General features: G+C 37.0%; 10 protein-coding genes. 2 read left to right on the top strand and 8 right to left on the bottom strand.

From position 1 onward, the window contains the following. Positions 1-2: 2 nt before the first annotated feature. The 3 genes from BXY82_RS07770 to BXY82_RS07760 are packed head-to-tail and all read right to left on the bottom strand — an operon-like array spanning position 3 to position 935. Positions 3-206 carry a DUF6327 family protein gene (locus BXY82_RS07770; protein ID WP_133757638.1) on the bottom strand — a complete coding sequence of 68 codons (204 nt, stop codon included), beginning with the start codon at positions 204-206 and terminating at the stop codon, positions 3-5. Between the two features lie 3 nt (positions 207-209). Continuing rightward, positions 210-557, bottom strand: coding sequence for a hypothetical protein (locus BXY82_RS07765; protein WP_133757637.1), 348 nt, complete (start codon positions 555-557; stop codon positions 210-212). A gap of 9 nt (positions 558-566) precedes the next feature. After that, positions 567-935, bottom strand: a complete 369-nt coding sequence (locus BXY82_RS07760; protein ID WP_133757636.1) for a YtxH domain-containing protein — start codon at positions 933-935, stop codon at positions 567-569. Between the two features lie 239 nt (positions 936-1,174). On the opposite strand from BXY82_RS07760, the gene BXY82_RS07755 reads away from it, so the two are divergent. After that, entirely contained in the window at positions 1,175-2,539 is a 1,365-nt protein-coding gene (locus BXY82_RS07755) for an NAD-dependent succinate-semialdehyde dehydrogenase (protein ID WP_133757635.1), read from the top strand. Positions 2,540-2,912: 373 nt separating this feature from the next. Beyond that, positions 2,913-3,377, top strand: a complete 465-nt coding sequence (locus tag BXY82_RS07750; RefSeq protein ID WP_133757634.1) for a hypothetical protein — start codon at positions 2,913-2,915, stop codon at positions 3,375-3,377. Between the two features lie 21 nt (positions 3,378-3,398). On the opposite strand, the gene bglX is transcribed toward BXY82_RS07750, so the two are convergent. The 5 genes from bglX to BXY82_RS07725 form a co-directional block, all read right to left on the bottom strand. Next, positions 3,399-5,726: a beta-glucosidase BglX gene (bglX, locus tag BXY82_RS07745; protein ID WP_133757633.1), complete on the bottom strand. Its 2,328-nt coding sequence runs from the start codon at positions 5,724-5,726 to the stop codon at positions 3,399-3,401. A gap of 11 nt (positions 5,727-5,737) precedes the next feature. Then, positions 5,738-6,592 (bottom strand): endonuclease/exonuclease/phosphatase family protein, encoded by an 855-nt coding sequence (locus BXY82_RS07740; protein ID WP_133757632.1) that lies wholly within the window; start codon positions 6,590-6,592, stop codon positions 5,738-5,740. Next, positions 6,593-8,182, bottom strand: coding sequence for a family 16 glycosylhydrolase (locus BXY82_RS07735; protein WP_133757631.1), 1,590 nt, complete (start codon positions 8,180-8,182; stop codon positions 6,593-6,595). It abuts the gene before it with no gap. Positions 8,183-8,272: 90 nt separating this feature from the next. Next, complete coding sequence (locus BXY82_RS07730; RefSeq protein WP_133757630.1) at positions 8,273-9,877, bottom strand: RagB/SusD family nutrient uptake outer membrane protein; 1,605 nt, start codon at positions 9,875-9,877, stop codon at positions 8,273-8,275. A 17-nt stretch (positions 9,878-9,894) separates the two neighbouring features. Beyond that, entirely contained in the window at positions 9,895-12,969 is a 3,075-nt protein-coding gene (locus BXY82_RS07725; RefSeq protein WP_133757629.1) for a SusC/RagA family TonB-linked outer membrane protein, read from the bottom strand. Between the last annotated feature and the right edge of the window lie 64 nt (positions 12,970-13,033).

Below are 13,033 nucleotides of genomic sequence, written 5' to 3'. Positions count from 1 at the left end.
TCTTACTTTCTAAAGAGCTTTTTCAATATGACAAAAATGCCATATTTACCGGCAAACTTTAGTCCGCTACTCACCCAGTTAAGGGGCTGAATATCTTCTTGAAATTGATGCTTTACACCTTTCAATTCTTCCCACGCAATTTGGCGTTCCAATTTAAGTTTGTTCAAGTCGTACTCAATTTCGTCAAAAGATTGGTAAGTTTTCATAGACTATTTAAAAATTTTGGATTGAAACTTTTTAATCACGGCGCTGTCTATCAAATGTCGGACTTTGTAAATAATAAATGCAGAGATAATAAAAACAGCCCCCACAATAAGATACCCATAGGCCACATGTCCTAACAAATCACCAATAGCAATAGCCGAAGCGAATGCAATGAAAATTAAACCTATAAATAATACACCACCAATAGCTAACGCCTTCCCTAGCATAGTTATAGTATAGGAAACTTGTTGGAAAATTTTTAATTTATAATATTCTTGCGTTTTATCAAGAAATTGTTCTCCAATATCAGACGCTCTATTGGATGTATTATTTATAGATTCAAAAACATTCATAAGATCGATTTAGAATTTTTGTAATTTCTTATTTTTATCTTTTAACGCTGCCAATTTTTTTTCCAAGGTTGTAATGACATCTTCAGTTTTGTGGCTTGCATCAGATACAATAGATTCTACCTGTTCATCTAAAGTCAATTTCTTTGTACTAACGGTGTCAACAATATTATCTCTTAGGTGTGATGCTCTTGTGGCAAGATTGTCTTTTGCAGCCAAGGCACTTTCTGCTAATCTATCCTTTGCAGAAATCGCTTCATCTGAAATTTTCTGCCTAATATTTACACCTTTATCTGGTGCGAATAAGATTCCTAATGTTGCTCCAATTGCTGTACCAGCTAAAATACCGATAAGCGTATTATTACTACTGTTATTTCCCATAATATTATATTATTTTAAATTGTTAATAATGATTCATGTAACTTTAACAAAAGTAGATAGTCAAACAAGGTTATGTTATCTCAAAAAGATAAAATTTTAACTATTACACTATGGTTTTTGCTAGCCTTGATAAATTACTATAACTTCGGTAAAGTCTCAAATTATAGTATAGTAAAATTACCTATGATAACCTAATTACTACGCGCTTTTACGATGAATTTAACATTAAAAAACGAATTATGAAAAATTCAATTAAAACTGTAAATCCCTATACCAATCACGCTATAAAAACATATCAATTGTATGATGCCAACACAATTGATTCCATTCTAAATTCGGCCCATGCACAGTTTCGGGAATGGCGCCACACAAGCATTAAGGAGCGCTGTAGGTTATTGTCCCATCTGGCACAAATAATGGAAGACGACAAGCAGGAGTTGGCAGAACTTATTTCGCAGGAAATGGGAAAACCAATCCTTCAGAGTATTTCCGAAATTGAAAAATGTCAGAGCTTGTGCGATTTTTATGCTGTAAATGCTGATGACTTTTTAGCAGATGAACTTATTGAAACTGAAGCTTCAGAAAGTTTTATAAGTTATGACCCCTTAGGCGTTATTTTGGCCATTATGCCGTGGAACTACCCTTTCTGGCAAGTCATGAGGTTTGCATTGCCAACAATAACAGCGGGCAATACAGCCATACTAAAGCATGCCGCAAATGTAACAGGATGTGCTATAGCCATTGAAAAGCTTTTTGAAAAGGCGGGCTATCCTAAAGGATGTTTTACAGCCATTTTAGCTGATCATGATGCTATAGAAAAACTGATAGGTAATGAACTTATTAAAGCAGTCACTTTAACAGGAAGCGAGAATGCAGGAAAGAGTATTGCTGCCACTGCAGGCAAACATCTGAAAAAAACTGTTTTGGAATTGGGCGGGAATAATGCCTGTATTATTCTTGATGATGCTGATTTGGACACGTACATGGATACGATAGTTAATGCCAGAATGCAAAATGCAGGTCAAAGCTGTATTGCCGCTAAACGTTTTATTGTAACCGAGGCTATTTATGACGAATTTCTTGACCGATTTAAAGAAAAAGTTGCACAATTAAACTATGGAGATCCAACTCATGCAGAAACCACGCTTGGACCTTTGGCACAGAAGAAGTTTGCCGATACTATTAAAAAACAAGTTGACGAATCTGTTGCACTTGGAGCAAAAATTGTGGTTGGCAACACTCAGCAAAATGCATATTTTGAACCTACAATACTTACAGAGATTACCGAAGCTATGCCCGTTTTTAAGGAAGAAGTATTTGGTCCTGTGGCCCCTATTATGAAGGCAAAAAACGCCGATAATGCTTTTGAAATAGCTTCAAATAGCAGATTCGGATTGGGGACTATGGTGTTTACTCAATCTATAGAATTAGCACAACGGCATATTGCCACTATAGATGACGGCGCGTATTTTATTAATGAGCTGGTCAAATCTGACCCACGTTTACCTTTTGGTGGCACTAAGGCATCTGGCTACGGGAGAGAACTTTCCAAAGAAGGCATTCAAGAATTTGTAAATAAAAAAACAGTATATATTAATCATTAAATAGATACCTATGAGTTTTATAAAAGAAGAAGACGAAAAAACCGAAGATTATATCTTACAAAAGGATACCACAACCAAATCCACTACATTATTTATAGTTATAATATTACTTGTATTGATTGTAGGTGTGATATTATCAGGTTTATATTTTAAATGGTTTTAACACATATTTTGTATAAACCAAAAACACAATGTTGCTGAATTTCCAAAGTTTGTCGTAGTTTCCAAAAAACCTTTTAAATATTATGGCACATAGGACATAGAAAGCGTATGTTAAAATTTCATTTCTGAGTTAAGAAAAAAAATTGAGAATAAGTGCTTCTTTTTTTGTAAATTAGGATAACTTTTCCTTAATAATCAAAAACTTAGCGTTATGAAAATTCTATATTTTATTCTATTACTTGTCACTTTCACTGCATGCAATGACCATGAAAAATCCGTTACCAATGCTGAGCCAACTATGGAAGAAAAAGCCATGACACTTAATGGCACTTGGGAGATGGTTGGCTACTATAATTATGTTGACAACAAAATTGCAGATTCATTTAGAACCAATAACGGGATTAGACAAGTTAAAATGTACACCGACAATAAGGTGATGTGGAGCAAAAATATGCCAGCAGATTCAAATGAATGGTTTGGTTATGGTAATTATAACCATAGTGATAATGAGCTTAAAGAAACATTGGAATACGGCTCAGAAATGATGCGTAAAATAATTGAAGAGAAAAAAGAATTTAAGTATGAGCTTCAGTTAGAAAAAGACAGGTTTAGTCAAATTGAAGTGGATGATCAAGGCAATCGTATTTATTCCGAAAATTATCAACGGATAGAATAAGAGCTTGTTAATTACTTATTCTCATTCCACCACACTAAAACTCTTCATTGGTTCAGTAGTAGAGTCGCCGCCTATCCAAACATTAAAGGTTCCTGGCTCTACTTCCCATTTATTATTTGCCGTATAAAATTGAAGGAGATCAGCACTAATGATGAAATTAACGGTAGTTGAAGCGCCTGCCTTGAGATGGATTTTTTCGAAACCTTTCAATTCTTTAACTGGACGCACTAAGCTACCTACCATATCCCTGACATATAACTGCACAACTTCTTCGCCTGCTACATCACCTGTATTTTTAACCTCTACGGATGCTATTATTTCACCATTCAATGTCATTACATTTTTATTTAACGTGATTTCGCCATACTCAAAAGTCGTATAACTTAAACCGAATCCGAAAGGATATAATGCACTTTTTGGAGCATCTCTATATCCCGAAAATGTAACATGATTGAGACTATTAGGCCTACCAGTGTTTTTTTGATTGTAATACAACGGCTCTTGCCCTACGTGATGCGGAAAGGACACCGGCAATTTACCTGAAGGATTATAATCTCCAAACACTACATCGGCAATAGCATTTCCAGACTCTGAACCCAAATGCCAACATTCTAAGATGGAAGGTGCAATTTGAGAAACACGACTGAGATCCATTGGCCTGCCATTCATTAACACAATCACTATATTTTTATTGACCTTGTAGACAGCTTCCAAAAGCTCGTTCTGCAACCCAGCAAAACCTATATCTACTTGACTTCTGCCCTCTCCAGTTTGATAGGCGTTCTCGCCTATGGCCAACACTACCACCTCTGCTTTTTTTGCGGCGGCAACAGCAGCCGGAATACCAGAAGCATCGGTAGTATTAAATTTTAAGGGATGTAAAAACTGATTGGTTCCTAGTTCTACAGATGGTACAGTTAAAGCTACGCCTTTTTCATAATAGATTTTGGTGTTTTTACCAACCATACCTTTTATACCCTCTAATAGAGACACTGCGGAGTTATACGTTCCTTTACCTCTCCAATTGCCTAATGGTGAATCCTTGTCATTTGCCAATGGACCTATGACTGCTAAACTTTTGAGATCTTTGGAAAGCGGCAGCATCTTTTTGTCATTTTTAAGAAGTACAATAGATTTTTTTGCAACTTCTCTAGCGAAGGCTAAATTTATAGGCGTATACACTTCATTCTTTTCTCGCTCTTCATCGCAGTATTTATACGGATCATCAAACAAACCCAACTCAAATTTTAATCTGAGTACGCGCCTAACGGCATCATCAAGTTGGTTCATGGTAATCTTTTGCTCCTCTAGCAATGCCCCCAAATGTGCTTCATAGGCATAAGACTCCATGTCCATATCGCTACCAGCATTTAAGGCAATTTCTGCAGCGTGTCTTTTATCTTTTGCATAACCATGCGCAATCATTTCTCCAATAGACCCCCAATCTGACACCATTAGTCCTTCCCACTGCCATTCGCCCTTTAATAGGTCGCGTTGTAAAGCTTTGTGCCCAGTAGCAGGAATACCATCAATGTCATTAAAGGCATTCATAAATGTAGCCACACCTGCCTCTGCAGCGGCTTTAAATGGAGGTAGAATTGTATTGTGCAATTCATGAATTCCTATATTTACCGTGTTGTAGTCGCGTCCTGCTTCACCAAATCCGTAACCAGCAAAATGTTTTGCACAGGCTGCTATGGTAAATTTAGAGGAGAGATCATCGCCTTGAAAACCCTTAATCCGTGCCACACCTATTTTCGAATTTAAAAAAGGATCTTCACCTGCACCTTCCATAACACGTCCCCAACGCGCATCTCTAGACACATCAATCATTGGTGCAAAAGTCCATTGCAGGCCAGATGCAGCAGATTCCCGAGCGGCTATTTCTGCCGATTTCTGCATCAGGTCTAAATCCCAACTGGCACTTTCTCCTAAGGGGATTGGAAAAATTGTTTTGTAGCCATGAATGACATCGTAGGCAAAAATCAATGGAATCTTTAAACGACTATGCTCCATAATGATTTTTTGTGTTTCCCTAATACTTGCTACCGATGTTACATTTAACATAGACCCCACTTCTCCTCGCTTAAGTTTTTCCAGTTTATGTTGATCGCCTTGTGATGATGTTGGGCCTGTTGCATCCCAACTGCCACTATATTGCACCAATTGGCCAATCTTTTCATTGAGGCGCATTAGTGATAATACCGAATCTACTTTTTGCTCTATAGGCGCAATTTTTGGTGAAGGTTTTAAATTTTGAACACTTGTAGATGAGGATAACAATAATGCTATAAATGAAAGCTTTAGAGTTACTACGGTTGTATAGAAAATTGAAGTGGTAAATTTCATGTGTTTATAGTTTATTTGAGCATAATTTGAACAAAAACCGGGAAATGATCTGATGGAAACCGGAAATCGATAGCACTTGATAAGGTGCCGTATTTTTGAACACTAATATCATTTGACACCAAAATATAATCTATTCTTCTGGTTACTGGCTCATGGTATTTAAAGGCATTAAATGTCCCTTCAGGTCCGAAAACCACGGCGGCTTCAAGCCTGGAATCCTTATAATACGGCTTTAATCTTGAAAAAATCTCAGAATCAGGCTCTATATTAAAATCGCCCATCAAGATTACAGGATAATTGTTTCGATTGACATTTTTAATCTTTTCTAAAATGAGTAACAAGCCCTCTTTTTGAGCAACCTGCCCATCATGATCTAAGTGTGTATTAAAAACCCAAAATTTTTGCTTGCTCTGCTTTAATCTGAACAACCCAAATGTACACACCCGTGGGTAGGCCGCATCCCAACCTTTAGAAACGGTGTCTGGAGTTGTAGATAGCCAAAAGGTTTGATCCTGCTCCACTGAAACTTTTTTACTGTTATAATATATGCCCGCGTGCTCACCTTCCTGTCCGCCATCACGACCTTGCCCTATAAACATATAATCTGTTAAGGCTTCTTTTAGATCAGTTACTTGATTAGGCCGAGCTTCCTGCACTCCAAGAATATCTGGTTCTAAAAACATAATTTGAGAACTCACGAATGCCTTTCTATTGGACCACGCATTTTCGTTATCTGATGCAGTGTCCAAACGTAAATTATAGGTCATCACTCTAAGACCATTTTCTTGTAATTGACCATGATCAAAACTTTTACAACCTGTCAGTATCAACGTTACTGCCAGTATTACTCCAATCCGCTTTTTCATTTATATATCCTTTGGGTTCTTCTGAAAGACTCTGACATAATCTACAGTCATCCGTTGAGGAAAAATAGAATCATCAATGCCTTTCAAACCACCCCACATACCTCCCACGGCGACATTTAGAATCAGATGGTATTTTTTATCAAAAGGCCATTCGGCCGTAGATTTATGTTCATTAATAATCTGGTTATACACCTGGCCATCCAATAAAAATTCCATTTTCTCTGGAGTCCATTCCAATGCAAAAACATGAAAGCTTTCATTGGGGTCATCAATAAATATTGTTTTGCCCTTTTGGGTTCCCTTTAAATGATTATATGCTTTGGTATGAATAGTGCCATGAATGGTATCATTGACATAACCCACATGTTCCATGATATCAATTTCACCACTTTCAGGCCAACCGATAGCCTGTCGATCTTCACTTAACATCCATATTGCGGGCCACATACCACGGCCTTTGGGCAGTTTTGCGCGCACTTCAATACGTCCATACTTCCACGCCGCTAAGCCTTCAGTAGAAATTCTGGCAGAAGAATATTGCGCGGAATCAATGTCTTTCTTATAATTGGCCCATTCTTTAAGGTTAGGGTTGTTAAAATCTTTATTGGCCAGCTTCTCCTTATGTGCCTCAAGAATCAAATGCCCATTTTCAACACGCGCATTCTTCAAACTGTCAGTATAATATTGCTTTTCCTGATTGGCAATAAACCCATAGCTATAGGTCCATTTTGAGCTATCTGGTGGTCCTTTGTAATTAAACTCATCATTCCACACCAATTTATAGTCTGTGTTATAAGTGGCACTCTGCTGAATGCGTTCAAATACTAATTCAGGCTCATCAGTTGTGATATAATTAAAATCATGAGACAAAAATAGATCAATATCTTCTGCATCATTAACAGTCCAAGCATTCAAGACCAAGTTGTGTTTTTTAGCTGATGTAATCCATTCAGGCTTTCTTTTGTAAATATAGGCAGCATAGTCCAGCCCTGTAATATCAGCCTCCTTTAAGCTTTCTGGTGATTTTGAGCCATCCAGGTATAATGTTCTGGCATTTGGATTGAGCTCTATAATCTTTTTTAAAAGTTCATAACTAAAACTAATGTAATAAGAAATATGATTTTCAGCATTCAACTGGTCAACCAATTCCACAACTTTTTCTGCCATGAGCACATTACGCCCCCTAGTTTTAGAAGGTTTTATTTCACATACCAATCCGGTACCAGGGTTATTGCGCATGCCTGCAAGCAGATAATCTTTTAAAGTGGGCAGTTTTTCGCCATTCGACAATTTGTGCTGTGATAATTCAGCATAAGTGTGGTTTTCTATAAACAGACCGTTGTAATGCGGATCATGTGTCACAATTAACACGTTATCAGAAGTCATTCTGACATCAAACTCAGAACCGGTGCACCCTAACTCTATTGCTTTTTTCAGGGACGCAATAGAGTTTTGGGGGAGGTTTTGAGCCTTCCAAGCACCTCTGTGGGCAACCACTGGATTCTTAATAAATGCAAATGTTCGCTCAGCCTTAGAGGGTTTACAAGCATTAAATGCTATAAAAGCTAAAGCAATAAATATGAATCGCATAATGTAATCTTTATAGGCTTTGCAGAACATGACACTTAAAGAAGAATCCCTGCTATTAATTCTGGGTTGTTGCCTGAGTTTTAATTAAAATTAATATCCGTCATTTTGTGGATATGATGAACCTAATAAATCGAGATCAATTTGAGCAATCGGGAAATTAATGTAATGCGGTTGCCAATTTTCTCTTGGATCCTTATCACCTAAATTTACAGGAAAGTATTCACCATCTCCGGCATATTTTGTTATTTGGGAATTGATGACCTCTTGCCCCATGCGTTTTAAAGTAAACCAACGGTGTCCTTCAAAAGCCAATTCTCTGGCACGCTCATCTAGAATAGCCTGTTGATCTACACTTTCTAATGGCGCAGCTCCAGCTCTGGTTCTCACAGCATTGATATAAGGCAACGGGTCTCCGGATGATCTCATTATAGCTTCAGCAGCTATTAAGTAGGTTTCTGCCAACCTGTACACCATTATATTACTTCTATTTAAATAGGAATTCGGATTGTCATCTTCCTGAGCAAATTTGATACACGATGGATGTAGTCTTTGATAATAACTTTGGTAAGTAGGACTTGGATTATCTAAGTCAGTTATTGGTTTGTAAATGGTAATTTCCTGACCCACCTTATCTCCTGACGTATAATAATATTTTAATCTAAAATAGGTGTTGTCATCTCTAGTATCGTTTGGGTCTTCAGCCAATAAATTCAATAAGTATAAATTTGGTAGCACTCGAGAAAATCCTCTTCCTCCTTGTTCTACATTGGATTCAATACCAGGAATTTGAAAATATTGGGTAACATAATTGGCATTCATCATGGTGTTGCCACCGCCTCCAAGTAAATCGTCCTTTGATTGGATCACAAATAGGGCCTCAGAGTTATTTCTATCGCCAGCAAAGACATCAGCGGTTGTAGGCACTAAACTATGAGGACCTTCTTCTATTAACGAAATAGCTTGATTTTTAGCCTCTTCCCAATCACCCTGCCACATGGCCACTTTTGCTTTTACATGCTTAGCGGTGCCTTTGGTGACACGACCAAATGTATCGTTCCATTTTAAATGCTCTACTGCAAAACTCAAATCGCTATTTAACAACGCGAAGATCTCTTCTTTTGATGATTTGTCATTAATCACATTGAAGGCATTGTCTACGGTAATTGTTTCAGTAGTGATATAAATGTTGTTAAACATTCTGTAAAGATAAAAGTAAGCTTCGGCTCTAAAAAACTTGGCCTCTGCTAATATTTGATTTTTAGTGGCGGCATCAACGCCTTGAACTACTTCTGCGGCATTTATTATAGCGGTTGCTTTATTGGCCAGGTTATAATAATGTTTCCAAAACAGTGAAGACACAAAGTTAGCGCCCTGATCTACTGGAGAAACGCCTCTTTGGTACCTTCCCATCAAACCGGTATAACCTGTCCTACTGAATGCCAAGTCGCTTCTTGAAGACATTAGCACAGCACCCATAAAATCTTCTGTACCATTGTCATATCTATCTCTATTAAATTTATATAAGCTCACCACACCTGATTTCAATCCATCTTCAGTGGTGAAAATGTAATCTGAATCAATAAGTGTGCTTGGTTGTTCTTCTAGATAATCCTGGCATGAGGTTAAGAAAAAGAATAGCGACATGGAGAGTAATGCAATACTCTTGAGTTCCAAATTAAAAAACTTCATTTTCATAATATTATTTTTTATAATTAAAATTTAACTCTTACGCCAAAGGTGAAACTTCTCGCGTCTGGATAGCCGGTATCTGCATTAGAAAACGTACTTCTAATATTAACCTCTGGACTGTATCCTATATAGTCTGTATTTGTAAATAAGTTAGTACCCGTTACATAGAATCGGATTTGATCTAATCCTAATTGCGAATTGACCGCATCAGATAAACTATACCCTAAACTCAATGTTCTAAGTCTCACGTAGGAAGCGTCTCTTACTGCTAAAGCATTTAAATATAACGGCGTTGAATCAAAATTTGGTCTTGGGAAGCTAGTTGAAGGATTTTCTGGAGTGTAATAATCAACTTTTACACCATTCAACTTACCTGATATGGTTCCTCCATTATTAAAATCTGATAAAAATGGATTCACTTTGGTAGCGCCTTCAACAAAGTAGAAATCTACAAATAAATCAAAACCTCTATAAGCCAAGGTAGATGACACAGAACCAAACCAATCTGGACTCGGATCTGTAAAAACTCTATCTTCTGGAGTAATCTTTCCATCTGGTACACCTGTCAAATTCCCAGCTGCATCTACACCATTGGTATCAGCAATTCTGATATCTCCAGGTCTTAAATTGTTTTGGGTTAATGATGACTCAGGATTTGCCTGAGGTGCATTGGCAAAATCATCACCTTCTTGCCATATCCCATCAAATTGATATTGGTAAATAACACCCACTGGTTGTCCTACAAAATAGTTGTAAGTATCATCTACCGTAATAGGATTACCATCACCATCATCATATAATTTTTTCAATTTATTTTTATTGTTGGACCAATTGGTAGACACTGACCATTTAAGGTCGTCAGTATTGACAATATTAGCAGTTAAACTAAGTTCTATACCAGTGTTTTGTAATTCGCCAGCATTGAAAAAAGTATACTGATAGCCTGTAATGGAAGGGACGCCTCGTTTTAATAATAAATCGGTAGTTCTAGCATCATACCAGTTGAAATTACCTACCAACACACGGTTAAAAACAGAGAAGTCCAACCCTAAATTAGCCGTGGTAATCCGTTCGAATTTTAAGTTTGTATTGGGTAAAATTACAGAAGGGGAATAGCCTGAAGCAGATTGCTCATCAAAAATATAATTTTGCCCTTCAGCAGTAAATAAAGACGTGTAGGCATGACCCAAATCATTTACTAATGATCCGTAACTGGCTCTAAACTTAAGTTCCTGAATGGAATTGACATCCTTAAAAAAGTCCTCTTTATGAAGCTGCCATGCAAATGAAGCTGCGGGATTAAAACTCCACTTATTATCTTCAGAATTAACAGAAGCACCATCTGCCCTACCTGTAACCTCAAATAAGTATCTATTCATTAAACTGTAGCGCGCTCTGGCCATAAAAGAAGCTAACCTTTGCTGATTTTTATCACGTTCAACGCTTACATTTCCTATAGCGTTTGTTATGCCATCATAACCTAAACTTTCATTAGTAAATCCCTGACCTTCAGTAAATGTTCTACTAAATTTATTTTCTTGAGCAGACTGTACTAAAGTTACATTTAATTGATTGTTATCATTTATTGCCTTGTCGTAAGTTAATATGTTCTCTATTAAATAAGACTCCCTTAGGCGATTGTCAATTCTGGCAATACCATTTACATCATCTCCTGCCGAACTCAATGAAGATTGATACTGACCTCTCTCAGACGTTCTTCTAGTCATATTAGTTTTTAATTGGTATTGTAAGTCCTCAGTAATTTGCCAAATAGGTGTAATATTGATTACGAAGTCATTTCCTCTTTCTTCATTTTTCTGTTCACGTAAATTAAAAATTGGATTGACCGGAGAGGATTCTTCACCACTTGGATAGCGGGTAAGATTTCCATTATCATCATAAGCCCTACCAAGTGGAGAAAAAGTGATTACATTTACGTTTGCAGGCCTCTTTACATCATCATTCAGTAAGTTTACATCAAAGTTCACAGAGATTTTTTTACTCAATTTCTGATCAACATTTAATCGGAAAGTTTTTCTTGTATAACTAGAAGTAGGGATGAGTCCATCTTCCTTAAAATAGTTGATGCTTCCAAAAACCTTAGTCATATCCGTACCACCGCTAATGCTGATGGCTTGACTATTGACAAACCCGTTTTTAACCAGTTCGTCCTCCCAATTCACAAACTCATTATTTGCAATGGATTGTAATTCTATATCTGAAAAAATATCGGCGTCATCAGAGTATACATCGCCATCATTATTAGCCCGTACAGCTTCTCTTCTCAACTGAGCAAATTCTTGACCACTGTAGACATCAAAATTTCTTTCAATCGTTTTAGCGGTTACAAAACCATGGTAACTTACACTTAGTTTATTTGCATTACCACGTTTGGTAGTAATTAAAACAACACCATTGGCACCTCTTGAACCATAGATGGCTTGGGCAGATGCATCCTTTAAAAATTCGATGGATTGAATATCGTCAGAATCGATATCTTCAATTCCGCCATCTCTAATAATTCCATCTACAACATAAATTGCACTCACGTTTCCTTCAATAGAACCTTGTCCTCTAAAAATAATATCAGACGTTCCACCTGGCCTCAAGGTACCACTACCAACATTAACTTGTAATCCGGCTATTCTACCCCTTAACATCTCATTGACGTCTGACGTTGGAGTTAAGGTAGCGTCCTCCAAATCTACAGTCGCAACAGAATTGACGATATCACTTTTTTTCTGGGTACCATACCCAACTACAACTACCTCATCTAAAGCACTGGCGTCAGGCACCAATGAAATAGTCATACTTGTTGATGCCTTAACTTCCTGCGATTTAAAACCAACGTATGAAATAACTAAAATTGAATTGGCACTGGCCACATCTAACATGAATTTTCCGTCAAAATCAGTGGATGTACCATTATTAGTTCCTTTTTCTATTACTGAAGCACCCGGTAATGACATGTTATCTTCTGAAGATATCACAGTACCGTTTACTTGAGTAACTGTTTGCGCATTTACTAATGTCATACCCGACATAAAAACTAGCGCGACAAACAGCTTTAATTTTTGATTAAATAATTTTAATTTCATAAAAATTGGTTTTTGTTAAAATTACAGTTGGCTTTTGGCATTTTTTAATTGACTCACAAAAAAG

The organism is Gelidibacter sediminis, assembly GCF_004364975.1.
GTDB classification, from domain to species: domain Bacteria; phylum Bacteroidota; class Bacteroidia; order Flavobacteriales; family Flavobacteriaceae; genus Gelidibacter; species Gelidibacter sediminis.
The sequence above is the reverse complement of the archived record's forward strand: the minus strand, read 5'-3'. Positions and strand labels throughout refer to the sequence as shown.